This window comes from Corynebacterium sp. AOP36-E1-14 (genome assembly GCF_052377495.1).
Classification (GTDB): domain Bacteria; phylum Actinomycetota; class Actinomycetes; order Mycobacteriales; family Mycobacteriaceae; genus Corynebacterium.
In genome coordinates this window covers 13280-38420 of the sequence record NZ_JBQSWV010000008.1, presented here as the reverse complement: position 1 = coordinate 38420, position 25141 = coordinate 13280, and the positions used below count along the sequence as shown (strand labels likewise).

At 70.2% G+C, this 25141-nt stretch carries 24 protein-coding genes; 11 read left to right on the top strand and 13 right to left on the bottom strand.

Features of this window, described 5'->3' with window-relative positions:
• Positions 1-34: 34 nt before the first annotated feature.
• Together ACT3TD_RS05475 and ACT3TD_RS05470 are read left to right on the top strand one after the other, a co-directional pair.
• Positions 35-1552 (top strand): MFS transporter, encoded by a 1518-nt coding sequence (locus ACT3TD_RS05475; protein ID WP_441579047.1) that lies wholly within the window; start codon positions 35-37, stop codon positions 1550-1552.
• Positions 1539-2093 (top strand): TetR/AcrR family transcriptional regulator, encoded by a 555-nt coding sequence (locus ACT3TD_RS05470; RefSeq protein ID WP_441579048.1) that lies wholly within the window; start codon positions 1539-1541, stop codon positions 2091-2093. Before ACT3TD_RS05475 ends, ACT3TD_RS05470 begins: the two co-directional genes overlap by 14 nt.
• Positions 2094-2192: 99 nt before the next feature.
• On the opposite strand, the gene ACT3TD_RS05465 is transcribed toward ACT3TD_RS05470, so the two are convergent.
• A complete protein-coding gene (locus tag ACT3TD_RS05465) occupies positions 2193-2555 on the bottom strand; it encodes a hypothetical protein (RefSeq protein WP_441579012.1) in 363 nt (120 codons plus the stop codon).
• Between the two features lie 172 nt (positions 2556-2727).
• Entirely contained in the window at positions 2728-3363 is a 636-nt protein-coding gene (aztA, locus tag ACT3TD_RS05460; protein ID WP_441579013.1) for a zinc ABC transporter ATP-binding protein AztA, read from the bottom strand.
• Positions 3364-3392: 29 nt separating this feature from the next.
• Between aztA and aztB the strand changes: the two genes are divergently transcribed.
• The 4 genes from aztB to aztD all read left to right on the top strand — a co-directional run bounded on the left by aztB (position 3393) and on the right by aztD (position 7799).
• Positions 3393-4244 carry a zinc ABC transporter permease AztB gene (aztB, locus tag ACT3TD_RS05455; protein ID WP_441579014.1) on the top strand — a complete coding sequence of 284 codons (852 nt, stop codon included), beginning with the start codon at positions 3393-3395 and terminating at the stop codon, positions 4242-4244.
• 225 nt (positions 4245-4469) lie between these two features.
• Positions 4470-5522 (top strand): hypothetical protein, encoded by a 1053-nt coding sequence (locus tag ACT3TD_RS05450; protein WP_441579015.1) that lies wholly within the window; start codon positions 4470-4472, stop codon positions 5520-5522.
• Positions 5522-6436: a zinc ABC transporter substrate-binding protein AztC gene (gene aztC / locus ACT3TD_RS05445; protein ID WP_444614920.1), complete on the top strand. Its 915-nt coding sequence runs from the start codon at positions 5522-5524 to the stop codon at positions 6434-6436. The genes ACT3TD_RS05450 and aztC overlap by 1 nt, the downstream gene beginning before the upstream one ends.
• A gap of 40 nt (positions 6437-6476) precedes the next feature.
• Positions 6477-7799 (top strand): zinc metallochaperone AztD, encoded by a 1323-nt coding sequence (gene aztD, locus ACT3TD_RS05440; protein ID WP_444614921.1) that lies wholly within the window; start codon positions 6477-6479, stop codon positions 7797-7799.
• A gap of 183 nt (positions 7800-7982) precedes the next feature.
• On the opposite strand, the gene ACT3TD_RS05435 is transcribed toward aztD, so the two are convergent.
• Positions 7983-9542, bottom strand: a complete 1560-nt coding sequence (locus ACT3TD_RS05435) for an FAD-dependent oxidoreductase (RefSeq protein WP_441579018.1) — start codon at positions 9540-9542, stop codon at positions 7983-7985.
• A 66-nt stretch (positions 9543-9608) separates the two neighbouring features.
• Entirely contained in the window at positions 9609-11051 is a 1443-nt protein-coding gene (locus tag ACT3TD_RS05430; protein ID WP_441579019.1) for a YibE/F family protein, read from the bottom strand.
• Between the two features lie 162 nt (positions 11052-11213).
• Between ACT3TD_RS05430 and ACT3TD_RS05425 the strand changes: the two genes are divergently transcribed.
• Both ACT3TD_RS05425 and ACT3TD_RS05420 read left to right on the top strand, forming a co-directional pair.
• On the top strand, positions 11214-11693 hold the full coding sequence (locus ACT3TD_RS05425; protein ID WP_441579020.1) for a hypothetical protein: 480 nt from the start codon (positions 11214-11216) through the stop codon (positions 11691-11693).
• Positions 11693-11914 carry a hypothetical protein gene (locus ACT3TD_RS05420; RefSeq protein WP_441579021.1) on the top strand — a complete coding sequence of 74 codons (222 nt, stop codon included), beginning with the start codon at positions 11693-11695 and terminating at the stop codon, positions 11912-11914. The genes ACT3TD_RS05425 and ACT3TD_RS05420 overlap by 1 nt, the downstream gene beginning before the upstream one ends.
• A 21-nt stretch (positions 11915-11935) precedes the next feature.
• Here ACT3TD_RS05420 and ACT3TD_RS05415 read toward each other — a convergent pair whose 3' ends face one another.
• From ACT3TD_RS05415 to ACT3TD_RS05405, 3 genes are all read right to left on the bottom strand, one after another.
• On the bottom strand, positions 11936-12442 hold the full coding sequence (locus ACT3TD_RS05415) for a hypothetical protein (protein ID WP_444614922.1): 507 nt from the start codon (positions 12440-12442) through the stop codon (positions 11936-11938).
• 136 nt (positions 12443-12578) lie between these two features.
• Positions 12579-13814 (bottom strand): Dyp-type peroxidase, encoded by a 1236-nt coding sequence (locus ACT3TD_RS05410; RefSeq protein ID WP_441579023.1) that lies wholly within the window; start codon positions 13812-13814, stop codon positions 12579-12581.
• Positions 13801-14406 (bottom strand): copper chaperone PCu(A)C, encoded by a 606-nt coding sequence (locus tag ACT3TD_RS05405; RefSeq protein WP_444614923.1) that lies wholly within the window; start codon positions 14404-14406, stop codon positions 13801-13803. The genes ACT3TD_RS05410 and ACT3TD_RS05405 overlap by 14 nt, the downstream gene beginning before the upstream one ends.
• Positions 14407-14659: 253 nt before the next feature.
• Here ACT3TD_RS05405 and ACT3TD_RS05400 point away from each other — a divergent pair, with 253 nt between their 5' ends.
• Complete coding sequence (locus ACT3TD_RS05400) at positions 14660-16105, top strand: PepSY-associated TM helix domain-containing protein (protein ID WP_444614935.1); 1446 nt, start codon at positions 14660-14662, stop codon at positions 16103-16105.
• Here ACT3TD_RS05400 and ACT3TD_RS05395 read toward each other — a convergent pair.
• Both ACT3TD_RS05395 and ACT3TD_RS05390 read right to left on the bottom strand, forming a co-directional pair.
• Positions 16086-17483 carry an L-serine ammonia-lyase gene (locus ACT3TD_RS05395; RefSeq protein ID WP_441579025.1) on the bottom strand — a complete coding sequence of 466 codons (1398 nt, stop codon included), beginning with the start codon at positions 17481-17483 and terminating at the stop codon, positions 16086-16088. The genes ACT3TD_RS05400 and ACT3TD_RS05395 overlap by 20 nt on opposite strands.
• 2 nt (positions 17484-17485) lie before the next feature.
• Entirely contained in the window at positions 17486-18685 is a 1200-nt protein-coding gene (locus ACT3TD_RS05390) for an amidohydrolase (protein ID WP_441579026.1), read from the bottom strand.
• Between the two features lie 96 nt (positions 18686-18781).
• On the opposite strand from ACT3TD_RS05390, the gene ACT3TD_RS05385 reads away from it, so the two are divergent.
• Together ACT3TD_RS05385 and ACT3TD_RS05380 are read left to right on the top strand one after the other, a co-directional pair.
• Positions 18782-19795 (top strand): AsnC family transcriptional regulator, encoded by a 1014-nt coding sequence (locus ACT3TD_RS05385; protein ID WP_441579027.1) that lies wholly within the window; start codon positions 18782-18784, stop codon positions 19793-19795.
• Between the two features lie 183 nt (positions 19796-19978).
• Positions 19979-21376, top strand: coding sequence for a DUF3100 domain-containing protein (locus tag ACT3TD_RS05380; protein ID WP_444614924.1), 1398 nt, complete (start codon positions 19979-19981; stop codon positions 21374-21376).
• A gap of 13 nt (positions 21377-21389) precedes the next feature.
• Here ACT3TD_RS05380 and ACT3TD_RS05375 read toward each other — a convergent pair whose 3' ends face one another.
• The 4 genes from ACT3TD_RS05375 to ACT3TD_RS05360 are packed head-to-tail and all read right to left on the bottom strand — an operon-like array spanning position 21390 to position 25112.
• Entirely contained in the window at positions 21390-22157 is a 768-nt protein-coding gene (locus ACT3TD_RS05375; RefSeq protein ID WP_444614925.1) for a class I SAM-dependent methyltransferase, read from the bottom strand.
• The gene (locus tag ACT3TD_RS05370; RefSeq protein WP_441579030.1) at positions 22154-22966 is read right to left on the bottom strand and encodes an ABC transporter ATP-binding protein; all 813 of its coding nucleotides are present in this window, start codon (positions 22964-22966) and stop codon (positions 22154-22156) included. The genes ACT3TD_RS05375 and ACT3TD_RS05370 overlap by 4 nt, the downstream gene beginning before the upstream one ends.
• The gene (locus ACT3TD_RS05365) at positions 22963-23976 is read right to left on the bottom strand and encodes an ABC transporter substrate-binding protein (RefSeq protein WP_441579031.1); all 1014 of its coding nucleotides are present in this window, start codon (positions 23974-23976) and stop codon (positions 22963-22965) included. Before ACT3TD_RS05365 ends, ACT3TD_RS05370 begins: the two co-directional genes overlap by 4 nt.
• Positions 23973-25112 carry a FecCD family ABC transporter permease gene (locus ACT3TD_RS05360; RefSeq protein WP_441579032.1) on the bottom strand — a complete coding sequence of 380 codons (1140 nt, stop codon included), beginning with the start codon at positions 25110-25112 and terminating at the stop codon, positions 23973-23975. Before ACT3TD_RS05360 ends, ACT3TD_RS05365 begins: the two co-directional genes overlap by 4 nt.
• Between the last annotated feature and the right edge of the window lie 29 nt (positions 25113-25141).

The following is a 25141-nucleotide window of genomic DNA, read 5'->3' as shown; positions in this document are numbered from 1 at the left end:
AGTGAGCGACACGACCACGGCGACGGGACGGACGGTGGGACGTCCGTCCGGCGGCACCGGCGGCACCGGGAACGCCGCGGCCACCACACCCGCCCAGCGCTGGAGCTTCCTGGGTATCATCAGCCTGGGCCTGTTCCTCGTGGGTGCGGACAACTCCATCCTCTACACGGCCCTGCCGGTGCTGCGCGACGAACTGCACGCCACCGCACTGCAGGGACTGTGGATCATCAACGCCTACCCGCTGGTGCTCGTCGGGCTGCTGCTCGGCACCGGCACCCTGGGCGACAAGATCGGCCACCGGGTCATGTTCCTCACCGGTGTCAGCGTCTTCGGCCTGGGATCGCTGCTCGCGGCCTTCTCCCCGAGCGCGTGGATGCTCATCGCCGCGCGCGCCGTCCTCGGCTTCGGTGCGGCCACGATGATGCCCGCCACACTCGCCCTGATCCGGCAGACCTTCACCGACGTGCGCGAACGCAACACTGCCATCGGCATCTGGGGGTCGATCGCGGTCGTCGGCGCGGCGTCCGGCCCGGTGCTCGGCGGGTTCCTGCTCGAGCACTTCCACTGGGGCACCGTCTTCCTGATCAACGTGCCCGTGGTCGTGGTGATCCTCGTGGCCACCGCCGTGTACGCCCCGGCGAACCAGGCCGACCCGAGCCGTCACTGGGACGTGCTGTCCTCGGTGTGGGCGATGCTGACCATGGTCGGCGCCGTGATGGCGATCAAGGAGCTGGCGAACTCCGAGGGCTCCGGCGGACTCGTCCTGGCCTCCGCCGCGGTGGGCGTCCTGGGTGCGGTGCTGTTCGCGCACCGTCAGGGGCTGCTGCGCCGCCGGGGGATGCCCGCCCTGCTGGAGTTCGGCATCTTCCGTGACCGCATGTTCGCCGGCGGCACCCTGGCGGCCATGTTCGCCATGTTCGTGCTGGCCGGCACCGAGCTGATGACCACCCAGCGTTTCCAGACCTCGGGCGGCTTCAGCCCCCTGGAGGCCGGGCTGCTGGTGGCCTCGGCGGCCGTCCCGGCGATCCCGGCGTCGATCCTCGGCGGCATGAACCTGCACCGGCTGGGCTTCCGTACGCTGATCACCGGTGGTTTCACCGTGGTGGCGCTCGGCGTGGCCGTGGTCGTGTGGGCCGTGCCGGACCAGCCGCTGTGGGCCGCGGTCATCGGGCTGGGCCTGGTGGGTGTCGGTTCCGGCTGCGTGATGTCGGTGTCGTCCTCGGCGATCATCGGGTCCGCCCCGGAGAGCAAGGCGGGCATGGCGTCCTCGGTGGAGGCGATCTCCTACGAGTTCGGCACGCTGCTGTCCGTGGCGATCCTCGGTAGCCTGATGCCGATGTTCTACTCGCTGCGCGCACCGGCCGAGGTGGCCGACGACGTGGACCACGGGGTCGACCACCCGGTGTTCGGTGCGGCGGCGTCGAGCGCCTACGACACCGGCTACCTGCTGGTGCTCGTGATCGCGGGTATCGTCGCTGTGGTCGCCGCCCTGGTGACTGCCTGGTGCTTCCGTGGAAACCCGAAGGAGGCGAAGTACTCTGCGCACGAGTAAGAAGGACGTGATCCTGCGCGCCGCCGTCGGGATCATCGAGTCCGACGGCCTGGACGCGGTGACCTACGAGTCCCTCGCCGAGGCGTCCGGCATGTCGAAGTCGGGGCTGATCTACCACTTCCCCTCCCGCCACGAGCTGATGCTGGGGGTGCACCGGTTCCTCGCCGGACAGTGGGAGGACGAGCTGGTCGCCGTCGCCGGCGGCCCGGCGTCCGAGGTGTCGCAGGCCGACCGGCTGCGGGCGATGGTGCTGTCGCTGAGTCGCTCGGCGACCCGCGCCGACCTGCTGCTGCAGGTGGACTCGCGCACCCACCGCGACTTCGCGGAGGTCTGGCGCGACGTGGACCGGCGCTGGTTGCCGCCCGTGGACGGGGTGGACGGTGACGGTGTCGGTGAGCAGGACGCCGCCCTGGCGCGCGCGGCGTACCTGGTGCAGATCCTCGCCGACGGCCTGTGGCTGCACGACCACGTCCACGACGACGCCCTGACCGACGTGCAGCGCAAGGCCCTGACCGCCGCCATCCTGGAGCTCATCCCGTAGGCGGTGCGGTGGGGCGAAGGCGAGTGCGGCACCTTGAGCCCTCAGGTCGCTGACGGGGCTGGAAAATGACCTGAGGGCTCAAGGTGGGGGAGGGAGAATCTATCGCCGGGCCCGGGCACCCCTGTGGAGAAGCGTCATCGCCGTCGACAGTGCGAACGCGCCGCCCAGGTACATGAGTAAGGCCCAGGAGAAGACCTCCGGGGAGTCCGCGGTGGCGTTGGCGGAGAAGACCCCCACCGCCCCGACGATGATCCCGGCCGAGAACAGGATGACCTGCACCTTCGTGCTGGCGCGGGACAGCGTGAGCGTGACGAACGCAGCCAGGGGAGAGCACAGGGCGAGGACGATCCCGAGGATGAACAACCATCCGAGGGACAAGAGGTGGGCCACGATCGCAAGTGCGACTCCCGCGGCGAAGGACGCGAGTTCCGGGTAGAGATTCCTGCCGGGGCCGAAGGTCATGGTCGGTAACTCCTTGGAGAGGGAAGAGTTCCCGGACACCACATCATGGTCCTGACCCTCCTGCAACCTCATGGCCCTGTAGCTCCGCGGCACCTTGAGCCCTCAGGTCGCTGACGGGGGCCGGAAAACAACCCGAGGGCTCAAGGTGCGAGGGTGCGACGGGGCATGGGGGCTATGCCGGTTCCGCCACCCTCCCGTGGTCGAGGACGATGACCCGGTCCGCACCGTCCGCCTGGTGGCGGTGGTGGGTTGCGATGACGACCGTGGTGCCGGCCCGGCTCTCCTCGTGGACGGCCCTGTCAATCATTGCGACCGTGGTGGTGTCCACCGAAGACAGTGGTTCGTCGAGGAGCAGCAGCGGGGCCCGCTGTACCAGTCCCTGGGCGATGAAGGTGCGCTGGCGCTGTCCGCCGGACAGGTCACCGAGGGTGCGGTCGGCCAGGTCAGTGATCCCCATGCGTGCCATGGAGGTGTCGATGACGGCCCTGTCGTGCCGGGTGAGGGGACGGAGCAGTCCACGGTGCCGCCAACGTCCCATGGACACGGTCCTGCGGACGGTGACGGGGAACAGGTCGGGAACGGCGCTGTGCTGGGGGACCAGAGCCGTGTTCTCCGGGACCCCGGTGACGGTACCTGACGTGGGACGCAGGGTGCCGGCGAGGATGCCGAGCAGGGTGGACTTCCCGGAACCGTTGCCGCCGACGAGGGCGGTGACGGTACCCGGATCGACCGTGAGGGTGATGTCCCGGAGAGTGGGGACCCGGGCGTAGCGGTGGGAGATGCTGTCGAGGTGGAGCGGTTCACGCATTCCTTGATGATAATGGTAATCATTATCAAATGGAACTTCTCATTGCTCCTTTCGAGGTCTCGTTCGTCTTCCGGGCTTTGTTGGCCGGCGGGTTCGCCGCCGTGCTCTGTGCGTGTATCGGCACATGGGTCGTCCTCCGGGGGCTCGCGTTCTTCGGGGACGCGATGAGTCACGGCATGCTGCCCGGGGTGGCGGTCGCGGCGCTCGTCGGTGGAAACCTCATGCTCGGGGCGGCCGTCAGTGCGTTGGTGATGTCCCTGGGTGTCGTGACGGTCAGTCGTACGTCGCGGTTGTCGCAGGACGTGAGTATCGGCCTGCAGTTCATCACGATGCTGTCGCTGGGTGTGGTGGTCGTGTCGCACTCGGGTTCCTTTGCGGTGGACCTCACCGCCTTCCTTTTCGGTGACGTCCTCGGTGTCACGCGTGGCGACGTCGTGGTCATCGCAGTGGCTGCCATGGTCGGTGGGCTGGCCTGCGTTGTACTGCACCGACCGTTCACCGCGTTGACGTTCGACGAGCGCAAGGCACGCACCCTCGGTATGCGTCCCGGGGCGACTCACGTGGGGATGCTGGTTCTCGTCGCGCTGGCGACGGTGGCGTCGTTCCAGGTGGTCGGCACACTGCTGGTCTTCGGTCTGTTGATCGGTCCGCCGGCGACGGCGTTGCTGCTGGTCCGGGGGATCGGGCGGGTCATGGCGGTTGCGGCCGCGATCGGAGTGGTGCAGGTCTACGTCGGCCTGCTGGTCAGCTGGTATGCGGAGACTGCTGCCGGGGCGACAGTGACCCTGCTCGGCGGTGTGAGCTTCCTGGTCGTGTTGGCGGCAAAGGCGGTTCTGTGTAGAGTCGGCCCCCCTAATGCAAATGATAATCATTATCAGTAGAGGAGAATGATGACGCTACAGCGCAGAACACGCGCTCGACCACCTGTCCCGTTCGGTCGGCTCGCCGCCGTTCTCGCCGTCCCGACCCTGGTCGTGGGACTGTCCGCCTGTGGGACGGAGGACTCGGGGACGGAATCGGCCACTGCCGCCGGTACGGCAGAGACACCCCACGGCTATGTCGAAGGAGCTGATGAAGCCAGAGAACTGCAGCTGAGATTGTCCGCCGTGGATGCCGACAGCGGTGGTATCACCCTGGTCGACCTGCTGACGGGAGACCCCGTGGAGGCGCAGGGAGAGTCCGAAGGGGTTGAGACCGCCGTGCTCAAGGAATCTGACGGCCGGTTCCTGTTCACTGCGGACGATGCAGGTGTCACCGTCACGGACACCGGCGTGTGGACCGTCGACCACGGCGACCACAGCCACTACTACCGGGCCGAACCGTCCGAGGTTGGCACGGTGGACGGCGACACTCCCGGCCATGTCGTCTCCAACAGTTCGCAGGTCGCGATGTTCTTCGACGGCGACGGCGCGGTGAAGGTCTTCCCGCGGCAGGGACTCGGTGACGGAGAACTGGCCGAGGACGTCTCTTTCGAGGTCGGTGCCCACCATGGTGTCGCAGTTCCTTTCGAGGACCACGTCCTGACCACGGTCCCCGGAGTCGACGACGAGGAACTCCCCGGGGAGATCTCCCTGTACGACGCCAGTGGTGAGGAGGTGTCGGACGAACTCACCGGGGATCTCACCTGCCCTGAGATCCACGGGGTGGTTGGACTCCGTGACCACGTGGCTTTCGCCTGCGGGGACGGTGTCCTCACGGTGGACGACGATCTCAACGCCACCGTCACCCCGTATCCGCAGGACGCGGACGGTCGCGCCTGGTCCCTGGTGGCGGGCCGGGACCTCGTGGCCGCACCGTTCGAGGACGGTGGGCTTGGAGTCCTCGACCCGGAATCGGGCGAGTGGCGGACCGCCGATACCGACGCCCCGGTGGTCTCCGCCGCGGTCGCACCGGACGACTCGACCGTCTTCGCCGTTGACGAGGACGGCACGGGATATGTGGTCGACGCCGGCTCCGGCGAGGTCACCGCGCAGCGACAGCTGGTGGACGGCGGAGGCGACACGGTTCCGTCGGTCGCCCTCACCCGGGAACGCGGATATGTCTCCGATCCTGCAGCTGGCACGGTCTCCGAGCTCGATGTGCGCGACAACCTGCGCGAAGCCCGCAGCGTCGACGTCGGTGGACACCCGGCGGCAATCGCCGTGACAGGAGACAAGTGATGAACCGTCTCCGGATTCTCACCGCAGCACTGGTCTCCGGAGCGCTCGCATCCGTCCTCGTGGCCTGTGGCAGTGACGCCGACCGTCCGAGCATCGTGGTCACCACGAACATCCTCGGTGACGTCGTTTCCCGGCTCGTCGGCGATGCCGCGGATGTCCGGGTACTGATGAAGCCGAACGCCGACCCACACTCCTTCGGCATCTCCGCCCGTGAGGCCGGGGACATGCAGCAGGCCGATCTCATCGTCGCCAACGGCCTCGGGCTCGAGGAAGGACTTGGATCGAACCTCGACAACGCCCGTGACGAGGGGGTCGACGTCCTCGAGGTCGGTGACGAGATCGACCCGCTGCCCTACGCCTCGGGCGGGGACGAGGGAGACCTCGACCCGCACTTCTGGACGGATCCCGGCCGCATGGTCACCGCCGCCGACATCATCGCAGACCGCCTGGCGGGTGCGGTCGACAGTGACGTCGGCGAAGAGATCCGGTCCTCCGCCGAGGCATACCGAGCGGAGTTGGACGACCTCGACACCGGGGTGACGGAGCTCCTGGGCTCCGTGCCGGAGGACCGCCGGAAACTGGTGACCAACCACCACGTGTTCGGCTATCTCGCCGACCGCTTCGGCTACGACGTGCTCGGCACGGTCGTTCCCGGTGGCACGACCCTGGCAGCACCGTCGGCGGCGGACCTGCGGGACCTGAGCACCACCATCCGTGACAACCGTGTCCCGGCGATCTTCGCCGATTCCTCCCAGCCCCAGCGCCTCGCCGACGTCCTCGCCGACGAGGCCGGAATCACCGTCGACGTCGTCCCCCTGTTCACCGAGTCGCTCACCGAGCCCGACGGCGGGGCAGGGAACTACATCGACATGCAACGCACCAACGCCGAGCGCATCAGTGATGCGCTCAGCTGACACCTGACTTTCATCTGCCCCTCAAGAAGGAGACCCATTCATGTCCTCAACATTCCTGATTCACAACCCACGCCGCATCCGCCGCAGCGCCACCGCTGCGGTGGCGGCGAGCCTCTCCGCCGTCCTGGCCCTGTCCGCCTGTTCCTCCGACGACGGCGGCAGTAGCGACAGCACCTCGACCGAGGAGACGTCACACGGCGGGCACGACCACGGCGATGAACCTGCTGCCGAAGTACAGGAGGTCGATGCGGCGGAGCCACGCATCCTCACCACCTATGACGGTGGCTACCTCACGCTGGACGCCAACACTCTGGAGGTGATCTCGGACGAGAAGATCGACGGCTTCAACCGGTTGAACCCGCTCGGTGATAGTCGTCACGTTCTGTTGTCCACCGGTGACGGATTCCAGCTCATCGACGTTGGCGTCTGGACCGAGCCGCACGGCGACCACACCCACAGCTACGCCGGTGATCCCGTCCTCACCGACACCGTCTTCGGTACCGACACCCCTGGTCACGTGGTCAGTCATGACGGCAACGTCGCCCTGTTCGGCGACGGCGACGGTAAGATCCAGCTGTTCAAGGCCGAGGACTTCCTGGACATCTCCGGTGGTGACGGCGACGATGTTCCGGAGCCGACAGTGCAGGAGACGGACGACCCCCACCACGGTGTCGCCGTCGAGCTCTCGGACGGGACCCTGCTGCACACCGAGGGGACGGAGGAATACCGGGACACCGTTGTTGCCCTCAGTCCCGACGGTGAAGAGATCGCCTCCAGCAACGACTGCGAAGGCGTGCACGGTGAGGCGACCGCAGCGGGCGAGGCGGTCTCCTTCGGCTGCGAGGACGGTGTGCTGGTCTACAAGGACGGCGGGTTCACCAAGATCGACGCAGAGGACAACTACGGGCGGACAGGTAACCAAGCGGGCTCCGAGCAATCTCCCGTAGTGCTCGGTGACTACAAGGTGGACGAGGACGCGGAACTCGAGCGTCCGACCAGGATCAAGCTGACGAACACCGAGGACAACACCGCGCAGCTCGTCGAGCTGGGGACGTCCTACAGCTTCCGCTCGCTGGCCCGCGGGCCGGAGGGTGAGGCTCTGGTACTGGGCACGGACGGAAAACTGCACGTCATCGACCCGGAGAGCGGTCAGGAAACCGATGCGTGGGATGTTATCGACGAGTGGGAGGAGCCGGTGGAGTGGCAGGAGGCACGTCCCACCCTGTTCGTGCAGGGGGACCGGGCCTATGTCTCTGAACCGTCCACCAACGAGCTGCATGTGGTCGACCTGTCCACCGGCGAGATCCTGGCCTCCGCTGAACTGCCTCGGACCCCGAACGAGCTGACCGGTGTGACCGGCTAGGACGCCCGGCTCTGCAGCCGGCGTCACCGTCGCATTGACCTGCCACGGGAGGCTGGAACCAATAATCTCCCGGGTAGCGGGCGGAGTGACGGGGAGGATGGGGGTCAGCGTGGCACCTTGAGCCCTCAGGTCGCTGACGGGGCCGGAAAACGACCTGAGGGCTCAAGGTGGGCAGTGCAGCACCTACCTCCGGCGCAGCAGCACGACACGGTCCGGGTGGCCGCCGATCTCGCCGTCGAAACCGATGACCGCGCGATCCACCGTCTCGTCGCGGACGAGTTCCCAGGCGTCGAGGTCGAAGCCCAGGGCGTCGACGGCACCGGACTCCTCGGGCGCGGCGTCGGGCATCACGTGCGACAGGATGAACAGGTGGCCGCCGGGGGAGACCAGTTCACCGGCGTTGAGCAGCAGGGAGGAGCGCCGATCCTGCGAGGGGGCGTGCAGGTAACTGGCGGTGACCAGGTCGAAGCATTCCCCCTCGGGGATCCCCAGCACGCCGGTGTCGGTGAAGCGCACACCGTCGACACCGGCGGCGACAGCAGCGTCCCGCGAGCGCTGGGCCGCGGTGGACGACACCTCCACGCCCAGGGCGTCCCAGCCCTGCCGCGCGAGCCAGATCGTGTCCGCGCCCTCGCCGCAGCCGATGTCCACGGCACGGCCACGCGTGGCCCCGAGCTCCTCGGTGAGCACCCGGACCAGGGCAGAGTTCGGGCGTCCCGACCAGCGCGGCGGGGCCTGGGCGTAGGTCTCCTCCCAGAAGTCGTCGTCGGCGACGTCCGGCCAGGCGTCGTGCGAGGTCGGCATCGTGAGCGCGTGCACGGCGTTGTCGGTGTCCTCGGTGACCAGAGTGGTGTTGAGCATGCCGGCGGTCATCGAGGCCTGCCCGGTGGAGGCGGGCACGTTCAGGCGCGGGTCGATCACGTTGCCCGCGGCCCACACGCGCGGGTGGCTGGTGCGTCCGAACTCGTCGGTGGCGAGGAAGGAGCCCATGCCGGGCAGCTCGGTGCGCTGCAGGTCGAGCGGGGCGAGGAAGGTGTCCCGCGGCCGCGCCTCCGGGTGCAGCCCGATCGCGTCGATCGCGTGGACGGCGCCGTCCTGCGTGCGCACGCCGGTGAGCGCACCGTCGGTGGAGAGCACCTCGGCGACCGGTGAGGTGACGATGGTGGCGCCGCGCGCCTCGAGGCGCTGGCGCGTGGCGTCGTCGAGGGCGTCCGCGACGTCCTGCGCGGTGACGAAGACGGTGAGTTCCGCGGTCCAGTTCCGCAGGAGCTGGGCGTACCCGAAGAGCATGGGGGAGGACGCCAGGACGCCGATGCGCTGGTCGCGGTGCTCCCACCCGTGGCAGTAGGGGCACTGGAAGACGCTGTCGCCCCAGTGCCCGGCGAGACCCGGGATCTCCGGGAGGACGTCGTCGATGCCGGTGGCCACGAGGACGGCGCGGGCGTACTCCACGGTGCCGTCGGCGCAGGTCACCTTCAGGCCGCGGACGACCTCGGTGACCGACGCGATGTCGTTGGTGGTCAGTGAGACGCCGTAGGACGCCAGCTCCGTGCGTCCCTTCTCCAGCAGGTCGAGCGGGGGCAGGCCGTCGTGGCCGAGGACGCCGTGCATGTTCGTGGCGAAGCGGTTGCGCGGGGCGCCGGAGTCGATGACGAGGACGTCGCGGCGGGCGCGTCCCAGCAGCTCGGCGGCGCTGAGACCGGCCGCGCCACCGCCGATGATGATGATGTCGTGTGCTCTCATGACCACGATCTTGCTGCGCCGCGGGCGCGGCGGCAACACGGGTTGCCGGAACGGCACACGCGGGAATCAGTGCGACTGGGTCTGCTTCCGGGGCTGTTTCTGCCGCCACACCGACGACGTCGTCACCGCCGCGATCGCGGTGGTCAGCGGCACCGCGGCGACCAGGGCCAAGGAACCGGTGACCGAGCGCATCAGCTCGGTGGCCATGATGTCGGAGGTCAGGATGTGTCCGAGGTCGCGTCCGGACACGCTGAGCAGCACCAGCAGCGGCAGTGCGGCACCGGCGTAGGACAGCACCAGCGTGTACACCGTGGAGGCCAGGTGGTCGCGTCCGACCCGCATCGCCGTGCCGAAGAGGCGCAGGTTCGAAGCGGTCGGGTCCAGCTGCCTCAGCTCGGCGATGGTGGAGGCCTGTGCCACGGTCACGTCGTTGAGCACACCCAGGGTGCCGATGATGAACCCGGCGAGCAGCAGCCCGCTGATCGACAGGCCGGGCAGGTACAGCATGATCTGCATGTTGTTCTCGTCGGCCAGCCCGCGCAGCTGGTTGGTGTCGATCGCCAACCACGCCAGCGCGGTGCCCACCAGCATCGCCGCCAACGTGCCGCCGAGGGAGGACGCCGTCTTCCAGCTCATCCCGTGCACCAGGAACAACGCCAGGTACAGCACCGCCGAACACGCCGTCACCGCCAGCAGCACCGGGTCACCGCCGCGCGCGAGGGCGGGCAGCAGGAAGACCCCGAAGATCCCGAGCGTGACCCCGAGCCCCAGGATCGAGCGGAAGCCGCGCCACGCACCGACCACCACGATCGCCACCACGGTGAGCAGCAGCCAGATCCACACCGGGGTGGTGCGCTCGTAGTCCTGGAAACCGTAGGTGTGCGAGCCGTCCTCGGTGGTTCCGGTGGTCATCAGGATGTCCTGGCCCACGGGCAGGTCGGCGGACCCCTCGGAGTCGGTGACGGCGAGCAGGGTGCGGCGTCCCTCTTCGGGTCCGGACGTGATGTCCACGATGACCTGGTCGCATGTCGTGGCGTCCGCACCGTTGGCGCTGGGGTGCGCCGACGGTGGGGAGGTGTCGAAGGACCGCCCGATCGACGGTGAGTTGCACGCCCCGGTGGTCTCCAGGGCGACGGTGCCGGTCGACACCTCCTGCGCCAGGCCCGAGGTCTGGTGGAAGTTGTCGCCGGTCTCCGGCTCACCCTGCGGCCATTGCATCACCACGGCCACGGCGGTGGCGACGAAACCGGCCACCAGGACGATGAAGAGGATCGAGCGCGGAAGCGTCCACACGACGGCGCGCGGGTCGAGGTTGCGCGGGTGCATGCGCTCGCGCAGCGGACGGTCGTCGGACGGTCCGTGGCTGTGCACGTGGCTGTGACCGTGTGCGCCGTGCGGCGTGTGCGGCGCCGCAGAGGCGTCGGACGCTGCGTCGGACGCTGGTGCGTCCGGTGCGTCCTGCGCGTTCCTGTTCTTCCTCGCGGGGGCGGGGGCGTGGTGGCGTCCCAAGGTGTCGGCTGCTTTCTGTCGCGGGGATGGTGGGGTGTTCCGCACCTGAGGATAGCCGGGAGCGGGGCGGGCCACCGCAGTCTGCGGCGTCGGCGGGCGGGAGGCCCGTGCCCGCACCTCGCAGATATGACCCTGCCCACCGGAGAAGCTAATCTGGGGGACATGTCCACAATCAGCCATGTCCCGGCCGCGGCGGCCGACGGTGCCGGTGACGCCGGCACTCCTGCCGCGACTGCCGTGTCCGGCACTCCTGCCGCGCCCGCACGGGAGCGGTCCGTGTCCGCCGCGGACCGGTTCATGCTCCGGCTGCTGCGCGTCAAGGAGATCGACCGGATCGACATGGAGGCCCTGGCCGGCGCGCACCGCGCGTTCCGCTGGGCCATCGTGTTCTCCGCGGTGCGCTGCACGATCACCTACCTGCTGGTGCCGATCCTCGTGCCCGTCATCAGCGCGGCGGGCATGGTCGCCACACCGCTCAGCATCACCCTGTGCGTGCTGGCCATGGTGAACGGGACGGTGAGCATGCGTCGGTTCTGGAAGACCGACCACAAGGGTAAATGGGTCTACACGTGGTTCATGGCGGTCATGTTCGTGATCCTCATCGGCACGGTCGTCTACGAGGTAATTGGGTTGGTGTCGTGATGTCGCAGTCGCAGTCTTTTGACGCGGAGAATCTGGAGGGGGAGTACGTCGAGGGGGTCGACAACGTCGAGAACGTTGACGACATCGACGCCGCTGACGACGAGTGGGAGGAGTACGAGCGCCAGGAGGTCCCCGGTTCCTCCACTGCCGACGTGGTGACGTTGTTGTTCATGGCGGCGATGATCATCGCCACGGTCTTCTGCTTCGTCTTCCTGATGTGAGTGACGCCGGGCTGAACGGCGTCAGTCGTTGAGCAACTCCCGGCACTGCTCGGCGGTGTTGGTCTCCAGGCACTCCGACCAGGCGATCTGCCCGTCGACCCACGGGTGGTTCGGCGTCTGCCCCTGGTTGAGCTGCCACATGTAGTTGTCGCACATGATCGCGGTGCCGTCGGCGGCGACGGCCGTGCGCCCGATGTCCGCGCCGATGCACTGGTCACCGAGCTGAGGGCCGGTGATCTCAGGGGTCTGGGGCACCTGTGGCACCTCCGGGACGGGGGCGGGGGCCGGTTGCGGGGCGGGCTCAGGATCCGTCGCGGGCTGGGGTGCCGGTTCGTCCACGACCCCGCCGGTCGTCGGGTTCGGCTGGGCGGCGGAGGTCGTGCTCGTCGTACTCGTGTTGGTCGTGCTGGTCATGGACGACGTCACGGTCGGCGGGGCGTCGTCGTCGGTGGAGCATCCGGCGAGCGGGAGGGCGAGCAGGGCGAGGCCGGCGAGTGTGGTGCGTCCGGCACGAAGTCTGTGGAGCATATGCGAAGAGTACATGTTCACCCTGAGCCCTCAGCCCGCGTCGCGTGCCGGATCAGGGCCTCCCGTGCCACGGAACGCCCGGATCCTGTACGCGACGCGGGGTCGGCCGTAACCGAGCCCACCCAACGAACCCCACTCACCCCAGCAGCGACTCACCCCAGTACTCGTCCTCGGTCGTCCCGCCGGGCACGTGGAACACGGCGGAGCCGACGTGGGTGATCCACTCGTTCAGCCGGTCGCCGTCGGCGAGGCGGCGCTGCACCGGGATGAACGCGGTGTCCGGGTCGCGTTGGAAGCAGGTGAAGATCAGTCCGGTGTCGGAGAGGTCGATCAACGCGGCGTCCTGCAGGCCGGCGGGCCCGGCGGTGACGGGCAGGTCGTAGTTGTAGGCGCGGCGCAGCATGCGTTCGGCGTCGCCGTTGCGCGAGGTGGCCATCGCCACGTGGGAGTGGGTGTCGATCAGGGGCAGGCCGTCGTGGCCGAGTTTGTTCACGTCGACGTCGCTGAACTCGCCGCCGCCGCTCAGCGGGGCGCCCTCCACGATGGTGCGTCCCATGGCGACCTCGCGGGTGCCGCGGTCCACGGACTCCCACTCGGGCATGTCGAAGGCCACGCGGCGCACGATCATGCAGGTCCCGCCGTCGTCGTTCCACACCTGGGCGTCGAACTCGGCGTCGGAGCGCGGGTTGACGGTGCCGTCCTTGAAGCCGAAGAGGTTGCGCGGGGTGCCGGGGTCGCCGTCGTGCACGGGGATGTCGAGGAAGCCGGTCTGGCTCCAGGACGGCCGGGCGTGGTCGGCGCCGCCGCGCACGAGGACGCGCAGCGCGTGGGAGACGGTGGTGCGGTCGTCGCCGCAGATCTGCAGGACCACGTCGCGTCCGCCCCAGGTGTCGTCGAGGGCGTCGCCGGTGAAGTGGGGCAGGGGTTTCAGCCAGGACGGCGCCTTGTCGGCGATCCCGGCGGCCTCATAGAGTCCGCGGCCGAAGCCGCAGGTCACGGTGAGGTTCCCGGGGTCGCTGGCGAGCTCGGGTTCCAGGTCGGCGAGTACGGGGTCGCCGGAGCAGAGGCGTCGGGCATCACCGGTCCAGATGCGCAGCAGGCGTTGCACGGTGGTGCGGTCGGCACCGTCGCGCAGGGTGAACGCGACGGTGGTGTTGTGCGCCTGCGGCGCGGTCGCCACGCCGGCCTGGTGCGCACCGTCGAAGGGCACGGAGGACGGCCCGGCCGCGCCGGACGCTGCGGCGTCCTGCGTCCCGCCGGCGTCCTGCGCGCAGGACGTGGTGACGGCGGCGGACGCGCCGAGCACGCCGAGGGTGCCGAGGCTTCCGAGGAAGCCGCGGCGGGTGACGCGGTGGGGACTAGTGCCCGGCATGCTCGTCGTGCTCAGCCGCATCGTCGGTGTCGCCGGTGCCGTAGTCCTCGTGGGCGGACTGCTGCACGCGCACGGGGATGTCGGCGACCTCGTAGGTGGTGCCGTCCTCGGCGGTGAGGGTCAGGGTGAGGGCGTCGCCGGCGGCGATCTCGTCGTTGTTCTCCATGATCATGATGTGGTTGCTGCCGGGTTCCATCGTGATGCTGCCGTTGGCGGGCACGGTGACGCCGTCCTCGGTCTCCTGCATGATGCCGTCGACGGTCTCGTGGAACTGGTAGACGCCCTCCAGGTCACCGGTGACGCGGGTGAGGTGGATGTCCTCGTCGGTGGTGTTGGTCAGCTCGCCGAAGACGGCGGTCATGGAGGTCTCGGTGTCCTTCGCGCCGACGTAGCCGTCGGTGAGGGTGAGCGCGTCCGTCGACTGCTCGGCTGACTGCTCGGCTGACTGGTCCGTGGTCGCCGACGCTGCACTGCTGGAGCTGCCTGCACTGCTGTCGCCGCTGTCGTCGTCGTTGCCGCAGGCGGTGAGGCCGAGGGCGAGGACGCCGGCGAGGGAGGCGGCGGCGAGGCGTCGCGTCGTGGTGACGGTCATGGGAACACTCCTGGAAGGTGTGGAGGTAGTCGCTGTTGCGGGTCACACTACTAGTCGGTTCTGTCGTCAGAAGAGTTCCGGACCGTCGCCGGGATCACGTCCGGGGGTGCTGCGGTGTGCCCGGTGACACCCCCACGGCGGGAGGGTCCGGAACCGGAGGGGCTGCAGATCCGACAACTGCACCGTGACCTCAACTCTTCCCGACTCTCTCCGACCGCCCGGCCGCGCCACGGCGCGCACCGACGACCGCCAGATGAACGGGCTGCTCAAGCGCCTGCACTTCTTCGCCGGGGTGCTGTGCGCCCCGCTGATCCTCATCGCCTCGGTGACGGGTCTGCTCTACGCGTTCGCCCCCACGGTGGAGCAGGTGATGAACCACTCGATGCTCACCGCCGAGGCGCCGGATGGTGCGGGAGCGGGGCAACGTCTGCCGGTCAGCGACCTGGTGGACACCGCGCAGGCCGAGCACCCGGACCTGGCGCTGGCCGGGGTGCGCCTCGGCGACGATGACGAGACGACCCGCGTCCTGTTCACCGACCCGGAGCTGCCGGAGTCCACGGTGCAGGCGGTGTTCCTGGACCCGTGGACCGGCGAGGTCACCGGCGACACCACCCAGTACGGCAGTGCCGGGTCGTTGCCGTTGCGCCAGTGGATCGCCGAGGGCCACCGCACGGCGTGGCTGGGCGAGCCGGGCCGGTTGTACTCGGAGACCGCGGCGAGCTGGCTGGGCGTGCTGGCCGTCGGCGGTGTGGTGATGTGGTGGCGGCGCCAGAAGTCGGGCCAGAAGTCGGGCCGAGCGTCCACCGCCAGGCTGCGGGCGATGCTGCGCACGGGCGGTCGCGGCCGTACGCGCACGATGCGCCTGCACGGGGCGACGGGCACGCTCGTGGCCGTGGGCATGGTGTTCCTCACGGTGACGGGGCTGACCTGGTCGTCGGTGGCGGGCAGCACGATCGGGGATGTGCGGGAGAAGTTGAGCTGGGGCACGCCGTCGGTGTCGGCGTCGCTGCCGGGGATTCAGGACGCACCGGACGCCGCCGGCGCCGCTTCCGGTGGCCACGCCGGCCACGCCGGGCACGGCGGGGCGGCCGGGGCGTCCTCCCCGGTGCGGGTCAGCGGCCTGAACCAGGGTTCGGTCGACCGCGTCGCGGAGACGGCGGTGGAGGAGCTGCGCACGCCGGTGACGATCACCCCGCCGAGCGCGGAGGGGCAGGCGTGGACGGCGACGGAGGACCGGGTGGCCTACCGGCTGACCAACGACGCCGTGGCGATCGACTGGGCCACCGGCGAGGTGACCGAGCGTCTGGACTTCGCCGACTGGCCGGTGGCGGCCATGGCGACCGGCTGGCTGATCCAGCTGCACATGGGCACGTTGTTCGGCCTGCCGAACCAGCTGGTGCTCGGCGCGTTGGCGGCGGCGATCATCGCGATGGTGTGCTGGGGCTACGCGATGTGGTGGCGGCGCAGGCCCGTCGGACGCCTCGCCGGGCCGCCGCGCAAGAACGTGGGCGGGACAGGCTGGGAGCGCCCCACCGCCGGGACCGTGGTGCTCGTCGTCGCGCTGGTGGCCTACGGGTTCGTCGCCCCGCTGTTCGGGGTGACGTGCCTGGCGTTCGTGGCGGGCAGCGCGATCTGGGACAGGGTGGGTGCGGCGCGTGAGGCGCGCGAGGCGCGTGTCTTCAGCACTCCACCACGTTGACGGCCAGGCCGCCGCGGCTGGTCTCCTTGTACTTGTCGTTCATGTCCGCACCGGTCTCGCGCATGGTCTGGATGACCGCGTCGAGGGAGACGATGTGGGAGCCGTCGCCGGCCAGTGCCAGGCGGGCGGCGGTGACGGCGGTGGACGCGGCGACGGCGTTGCGTTCGATGCAGGGGATCTGCACCAGTCCGCCGATGGGGTCGCAGGTCAGGCCGAGGTGGTGTTCCACGGCGATCTCGGCGGCGTTCTCCACCTGGGCGGCGGTGCCGCCGCGTACGGCGCAGAAACCGGCGGCGGCCATCGCGCAGGCGGAGCCGACCTCGGCCTGGCAGCCGCCTTCGGCCCCGGAGATCGAGGCGTTGGCCTTGATCAGCGAGCCCACGGCGGCGGCGGTGAGCAGGAAGGTGCGCACGTCGCGCAGGGTGGCGTCCGGAGTAGTTCGCCACATGTAGTGCAGGACGGCGGGGATGATGCCGGCCGCACCGTTGGTGGGGGCGGTGACCACGCGTCCGCCGCCGGCGTTCTCCTCGTTGACGGCCAGGGCGTAGACGTGCAGCCAGGCGTCGACGGCGGATGCCGGGTCGTCCTCCAGTCGGCGGCGCATGGCCGCGGCGCGTCGGGGGACGTGCAGGCGTCCGGGCAGGACGCCGTCGGTGTGCAGGCCGGCGTCCACGCAGGTGCGCATCGCCGCCCAGATGGCGTCGAGTCCGGCGGTGACCTCGTCGGGGTCGCGGCGGGCGCACTCGGCGGCCCAGGCGACGTCGGCGACGCTGCGCCCGTCGGTGCACAGGGCGAGGAGTTCGGCGGCGGTGCGGAAGCCTGGGCCGGTGGGGGTGCCGTTGTCGCCTGTCTCCCCGGAACCCTGCTCGCCGACGCGCTCGATGAACCCGCCGCCGACGGAGAGGTAGGTCTCCTCCAGTGCGGGTTCGGCAGGTGCCTCCCCGTCCGTCCACGCCTGCAGCACCATGGTGTTGGGGTGGCGCAGGCCCGAGGATGGCGCGTTGAGGACCACGTCGTCACGGGTGAAGGGCACGTCCACGGTGCCGTCGACCAGCAGGTGGGAGTCGTCGTTCAGCCTGCCCCAGGCGCCGCGGACGGCGTCGGGGTCGCACGTCTCCGGCTGCGCGCCGGCGAGCCCGGCGACCGCGGCGTCCGGCGTCCCGTGGCCGTGTCCGGTCGCCGACAGCGAGCCGTAGAGCTGCACGCGTACCCGCGTGAGGCCCGGCAGGGCGGCGGCGCGACGTGCGAAGTCCGCACCGGCGCGCATCGGCCCCACGGTGTGGGACGACGACGGGCCGATGCCGATGGAGAACAGGTCGAGTGCGGAGACGTACACCGACTCGATCGATGTACCCGCGGTGACCGACGTAGCTGACATCGTCAGGACTCTACCGTGGTGGCCCCCACGGGCCGCGCCGCCTGGCGTGCCAGCAGGTCAGCCCTGGTTTCGGGGGTGGTGGCCACGGTGGCGGCGGCCAGGGCGAGGCCCTTGGCCGCCACGATCGCGGCCTCGTCGCCGGCCGGGGTGGCCGCGGCGGCGGCGAAACCGACGGTGTGCGGCGGGGCCTCGTGGCCGAGCAGGGAGATCATCGGGTGGATCGAGGGGACGACCTGGGAGACGTTGCCCATGTCGGTGGACCCGCCGACGTTGCCGGGGTGCGCGGCGACGGTGCGTCCCAGGTCGACCAGGGCGGTGTTCCAGGCGTCGGCGAGCAGCGGCTCCTGCACCAGGCTGGCGTAGCGCGGCTCGGTCGGCTCGCACTCCCACGAGCAGCCCGAGGCCAGGGCGCCGGCCTCGAAGCAGTTCATCACCCGGCGCTTGGCGTCCTCCAGGACGTCCATGTCGAAGGCGCGGACCTCGGCGTCGACCTCGGTGTGGTCCGGGATGATGTTGGTGACGTGGCCGCCCTCGGTGAGCACGCCGGCCACGCGCACGGAGTCGGCGAGCTGCTGGCGCAGCAGTCCGATGCTGGTCAGGGCGATCGTCGCGGCGTCGAGGGCGTTGACGCCCTTCTGCGGGGCGGCCGCGGCGTGGGCGGGTGTGCCGGTGTAGGTGACCTTGAAGCGGTCGACGGCCTGGCTGGTGAAGTCGCTGCAGCGGGCGTCGGCACCGTCGCCGGCGTCCTGCCCGCCGTGGACCATCAGCGAGATCGTGGCGTCCTCCCAGGCGCCCTCGCGCAGCATGAGCACCTTTCCGCCGCCGTGCTCCTCGGCGGGCGTGCCGAGGAGTTTGACCCGGATGCCGGCCTCGTCGGCGATCTCCGCCAGGCCCAGGGCCGCGCCGAGTCCGGCGGTGGCGATGATGTTGTGGCCGCAGGCGTGGCCGATGGACGGCAGGGCGTCGTACTCGGCGCAGACGGCGACGACGAACTCGCCGGAACCGTAGGTGGCCTCGATGGCGGTGTCGAGACCGTAGACGCCGACGGAAACGTCGAAGCCGGCGTCGCGCAGTTCGGCGGCGACGAGGGCGGCGGAGTCGTGCTCGGCGAAGGCGAGCTCCGGGTTGGCGTGCAGCGTGTGGCTGATCTCCAGCAGACGGTCGCGGTGGGCGTCGATGCGTGCGGTGACGTTCTCGTTCATGGGTGCTCCTGGGCGGTACGGCGGTGGGGCGGTGTTACGGGGCTAAGGTAGTGAACACGATCAATTCTGGCGGTACGGGGCAGGGAAGTGACGAAAATGGACGACAACACGCAGGAAATGGGTCTCAGCACCCTCGACGAGCGCATTGTTCACGCGCTCCAGGTCGCCCCGCGCGCACCGTGGGCGGCGTTGGCGCCGGTGGTGGGCGCGGACCCGGTGACCCTGGCGCGGCGGTGGGCGCAGCTGCGCGCCGACGGGGTGGTGTACGTGACCGGCTACGGCGGCGACGCCGACGCGGTCATCGCCCTGATCGAGATCGAGTGCCGTCCGGAACGCACCGTCGACGTCGCCGACGCGCTGGTCGCCGAGCGCAGTGCGTTCACCATCGACTTCACCGCCGGCGCGCGCGACATCATGGTCACCCTGCAGACCCAGGGCACCACGGGCCTGGCGGACTGGACGCTGGACCGGGTGCGCCGCCTCGACGGGGTGCGGCGGGTGCGCACCCACCTGGTGTCGCAGATCGTCACTGATGCGCGCGAGTGGCGGCTGCGGGCACTGTCGAAGGACGAGGTCGCCGAGATCCACCGGCGGGTGCGTCCGGCGACCTCGCCGACGATGCCGCGGCTGAGTTCCGCCGAACGCGCCGGCGTGCTGGACGCCCTGGCGGTGGACGGCCGGGCGTCCACCGCCGACATCGCCGCGGCGGCGGGCATCACCGCGCGCAAGGCCCGCGAGGCCGTCGCCGCGCTGACCTCGACCGACCGCTACATCATCCGGGTCGACGTGGCCCGGGCCCGGACGCCGTGGCCGGTGTCGGTGTGGTACTTCCTGCAGGTCTCCGCGGACAAGCTGGCGAAGGTCGGCCCGCTGCTCAGCCGGATCGACGAGGTACGTCTGGTCGTCACCGCGACCGGTGAGTACAACGTGATCATGGCGGCGTGGCTGCGGTCCCTGCTGGACGTCAACCGGCTGGAGGCGGTGCTGGAGGAGCGGCTGCCCGGGGTGCGCATCGTGGACCGGTCGGTGGTGCTGCGTTCGCTGAAGCATCTCGGCCACGTGCTCGACGCCGACGGTGACGCGACAGGGCGTACCGTCCCCGTCCCGTGAGGAGTTTTCCGCCTGATCCTGCATATGGCCCCAGATTGGTGGTCATATCCTGCATGACGGACGCATGCGGGGGCATGGTCGAGTACTTTCGCGCCATCCCCGCGCGTCGGGGACGGGCGGCCGCAAGGATGACGACCACGGCCCTCACACCGCAGGAACTCACCACGAGAAGAGACCGAAGCCATGAGCGAGACACCACCGACACCACCGGTAGACACGACGACGCAGGACACCACGCAGGACGCCGCGGCGCCGCCGCGCATCATCGCCCCGGGGCTGCGTGACCGCGGCCTGTGGCTGGTCGGCGGGCTGGTCGTGGTCATCGCCGCGGTCGCCCAGGCCATCGGCACGCTGGAGATCTCGCTCGGTGTCGCCGCGCTGACACTGCTGCCGATGATCTGGGCGCTGGCGATGGGGGTGGTGGTGTCGGTGCAGCGTGTGCGCCCGCTGCCGGTCGACCTGCAGCACGTGGCGAACGTGATCATGGGTGTGGCGGTGCTCGTCCTCGTCGCCCGGTTGTCCTTCACCCTGGGCCCGAACATCCCCTTCCTGCTGGACGCCGGCCCGGCGCTGCTGCTGCAGGAGGTGGGCAACATCATCGGCCCGATCTGCCTGGCCCTGCCGCTGGCGGTGATGCTGCGCATGGGTTCGGCGACGGTCGGGGCCACGTTCTCCGTCGACCGTGAGGGTGCCTTCGCCATGGTCACGGAACGTTTCGGAACGAACTCGCAGCAGTACCGTGGCGTGCTGTCGATGTACATCTTCGGCTCGGTGTTCGGTGCGGTGATCATCAGCATGATCGCCTCGTTGGCGTCCTCGCTGGGCATCTTCGACTGGCGGGCGCTGGCGATGGGCGCGGGCGTGGGTTCGGGCTCGATGATGGCCGCTGGGTCGGCCTCGGTGACCGCGGCGCACCCGGAGTTCGCCGACCAGATCCTGGCGTTGAGCACCACGGCGAACCTCATCGCCTCGATCGCCGGGGTGTACCTGGGGATGTGGGTGGCCCTGCCGCTGGCGGACCGTTTCTACCGCTTCCTCACGCGGCGCCAGGGTGACGGGGAGACCGGCGCGACATCGGCGCCGTCGTCGAAGGCCCTGAAGTCCTCCGAGGCGCTGGCCACCGCGGTGACGGACGCCCCGCTGGTCAAGCTGCCGTTGTGGGTGTCGCTGCTGATCATCAGCGTCGCCGGCGTGGTGGTGTCGGTGGTGTCCTCGGGGAGTTTCTCCTGGGACATGGTCCTGACTTTCGTGGCGATCAGCCTGTTGACCGCCGCGGGTATCGGGGTGGCGAAGCTGACGCGCGGCAAACTGCCGGCGATCATCGTGGTGATCACGGTGGGCACGTTGCTGACGGTGCCGGCCTCCCCGGTGGCGCCGTGGCTGCTGGAGGTGTCCTCCAGCGTGGACTTCCTGTCGGTGATCACCATGATGCTGGCGGTCGCGGGCCTGAGCATCGGCAAGGACATCCCGCTGCTGCGCCAGATCGGCTGGAAGATCATCCCGGTGGGCATCGTCGTGATCGTCTCGACCTACCTGGCCTCGACGATGATCGCCGAGGGTGTCCTGCGCTTCATCGGGTAGGGAAGAACTCCCGTCAGCCCCGCGCGGTTACCACCACGTGCGGGCGTGACTCGTGTCCGGGCGCGACCCCGAAACGCCTGTCGAGCTCGGCAACCTCGGGCAGCGGGTCGACCTCCACGGAGGTGAAGCCGGCCTCGCGGAAGACCGCACCGAACTCGGCGGTGTCGGCGGCGGTGGCCAGCGGCAACGCGTCGAGGGTGGTGGGGGAGTAGGTGCGGGTGAAGGCGTCCTCCCCGTCCGCGGAGGGGACCTTCATCGACGGGTCGACACCGTGGGGGAACCAGGTGGCGTCCACGGCGACGACGACCCCGCCGGGGCGCAGCATCCGCCGCCACGCCCGGGCTGCGGCGACCGGGTCGGGCAGCGTCCACAGCACGTAGCGGCTGACCACGGCATCAGCGCGCGCAACGCCGGCAACTCCTCCGACCTGTGGGTCGTGGGCGTCGCCGACCTCGAACCGCGCACCACCGCCGGACGCCGCGGCCACCGCGATCATCCCCGCCGAGCTGTCCACCCCGGTCACCCGGTGCCCGTCGGACGCCAGCAGGTTGGCGAGGTACCCGGAGCCGGTGCCGACGTCCAGCACGTCCAGCACGCCGAGCGCACCACCATCCTGAGCGTCTCCCAGGCGTGACCCGAACACCGTCGACCACAGTTGTCGGTCCAGCGGCGCGCGCGGCCCACTGACCTGGTGGTCGTGGTAGTCGGCGGCGCGGCCAGACCAGTACGAGTCCAGGTGGGACTGCAGGGGCTGAAGGGTCTGCAGGGTGGAGACGCTCACGGCCGACCCACCAGTCCGCGGTCGGTGGCACGGTCGGTGCTGCGGGGGAAGATCAGGGTGATCTCGCCGTCGATGTCCACCCGTGTCACGCGCCGGCCGTAGACGGGTTCCAGGACGGCGGGGACGAGCACCTCGTCCGGAGTCCCCTCGGCGACGACGACGCCACGGTCCAGGACCACGATGTGGGTGCAGTAGCGCGCGGCGAGGTTGAGGTCGTGCAGAACGACCGCGCAGCCGGGCAGTCCGGCGACGAGTTCGAGGATCTCGTGCTGGTAGCGCACGTCGAGGTGGTTGGTGGGTTCGTCGAGCAGGATGTGGCGGGTCTGCTGGGCCAGCGCGCGGGCGATGAGGGCGCGTTGGCGTTCGCCGCCGGAGAGTTCGGCGAGGTCGCGCCGGGCGAGGTCGGTCATGCCGACGGCGTCGAGGGCGCCGGTGACCACGGCACGGTCGTGGGCGCTGGTGCGCGGCAGGCGTCCCTGGTGCGGCAGGCGGCCGAGGGTGACCAGGTCGGCGACGCTCATCGGCATGCCGGAGGACGTCGCGTCACGCTCCTGGGCGACGACGGCGACCGCGCGCGCGACGTCCGTCTGTCGGCTGCCGTGCCGGCCGCCGCGTAGGTCGGCACCGTCGAGCAGGACACGCCCGCTGCTCGGCGTCACCGAGCCGTAGAGCGCGCGCAGCAGGGTGGTCTTGCCGGAGCCGTTGGGCCCGACCAGGCCCACTGTGCCCTCGTCGGGCACGGTGAGGTCCACGCCGGCGAGTGCGCGGGTGGCGCCGAAGTCGACGTGCACGTTCTCGGCGGTGATCACGGGTTCTCCTGCAGGTAGGTGGTGAGTTTCTCCAGGCCGTCCACGGCCAGCGGGGTGGGCGGTTCGGCGTAGTTGAGCAGCATCGGCAGGATGTTCTGGGAGCGCCCGGCCGTGGTGCGGTCGATGCCGGGGATCTGGTTGACGGCGTCGAGCACCTGATCCTCCCCACCGTCGGAGTGCAGCGCGAGGATCACGTCCGGGTTGCGTTCCACGATGTCCTCGGCGGTGACCTCGAAGACGCGGTCGGCCTGGTCGCCGTAGACGTTGGACGCCCCGGTGGAGGCGACGATCGGGGCGGCCATGGACCCGGCGCCGTAGGCGTAGGTCACGCCGCCGCCGACGGTGGGGTACAGCACGGCGACGCTGCGTCCTGCCGCGGCGTGGGAGGCGGCCTCCTCCTCGACGGCGGCGAGGCGGGCGCGCAGGTCGTCGACGGTGGACGCCGCGGCGTCCTGCCGGTCGAAGACGGTGCCGTAGAGCCCGACCTGGTCCCAGACGTCGTCCCAGGTGACGGGCCCGTCGATGGCGTCGCAGAAGGCGGGTTCCTCGATCAGCGGGATGTCGGAGCTGGCCAGGGTCTGCCGGTTGACGGTGTCGGTCTCCCCGAGCACGAGGTCGGGGGCGGCGGCGACGACCTCCTCGCGGGAGATCTGCAGGTGGCCGGACTCGTCGGTCTTGTCGGTGATCGAGGGGATGTCGGCCAGCGCCCGGTTGGTGGCGTCGTCGAAGTACTCCTCGGGGTACTGGCCGGCGCGGTTGGCGACCCGGTCGAGCACGCCGAGGTCGGCGAGGGTGGTCACGGCGGCAGGTTTGAGCAGGGTGACGTTCTCCGGCGGGCCGTCGAGGGTGACGGTGTCGCCGCAGTTCTCCACGGAGATCGCGGCGTCCCCGGCGGCGTCGGTGCTGCCGTTGCCGCCGTTGCCGCCGCTGCCGCAGGACGCGAGCAGCAGGGAGGACGCCAGGACCAGCGTGGTGGTCACGGTGGGCGCAGTGGTTGCGGGACGTTTCATGGGGCGACTCCGTGGTGCATGCGGCGGACGAGGATGAGCAGGAAGGGGGCGCCGACGAGGGCGGTGATGATGCCGACGGGGATCTCCTGCGGGGCGAGCAGGGTGCGCGAGCCGATGTCGGCCCAGCACAGCAGGACCGCGCCGAGCAGTGCGCAGACCGGGATCACGGCGCGGTGGGCACCGCCGACGAGGCGTCGGGCGAGGTGCGGGACGACCAGGCCGACGAAGCCGATGGATCCGGCCATCGCCACCACGGTCCCCACCAGCAGGCACGACAGCACGAGCAGCAGGATGCGCATGCGCTCGGGGTTCACGCCGAGGGTGAGGGCGGTGTCGTCGCCGGCGGTGAGGGCGTCGAGGCGGGGGCCGAGGACGAGCAGCAGTGCGGTGACCACCAGCACGACCACCACCACGGCGGCCAGGGGTCCGGACCAGGACGCCAGGCCGAGGGAGCCGAGCAGCCAGAACATCACCGAGCGCGAGGACTCGGCGGAGTCGGAGGCGAAGATCAGGAAACTGGTCAGTGCGGACAGGGCGTAGCCGATGGCGACGCCGGCCATGATCAGGCGGGTCGGGGTGATGCGCCCGCCGGAGCGGGCGACGCCGAAGACGACGAAGGACGCGACGACGGCGCCGAGGAAGGCGCTGGTCTGCAGGACGTAGTCGCCGAGGCCGGCGCCCATCCCCGTCCCGACGCCGGTGAGGATGGCGGTCGCGGCGCCGACGGAGGCGCCGGAGTTCACGCCGAGGACGTAGGGGTCGGCGAGGATGTTGCGCACGGTGGCCTGCAGGACGACCCCGGCGACGGCGAGGCCGGCACCGACGGCGGCCCCGAGGACGGCGCGCGGGGCGCGGATCGTCCAGATGACGGCGTCGTGCCGGGCGAGATCCGTGCCACCCTGCACCTCCAGCCCGGTGCCGAGGAGATGGTGGGCGAGGATGCGTGCGGAGTCGGCCGGGGAGACGGACACCGAGCCGAAGCAGACGCTGAAGACGAGCGTGACCAGCAGGGCGAGGGTGAGTGCCGCGGTCCAGGAGAGCGCGCGCCGACGTGCGGCGGCGTGGCCGAGGACGTCGGTGCCGGCGTGTGCGGCGCGTCCGGTGGCATCGCTCCCGGGGGATTCTGTGGTGGTCACGGGGGATCACGCTACCGGCCGGGGAGCCT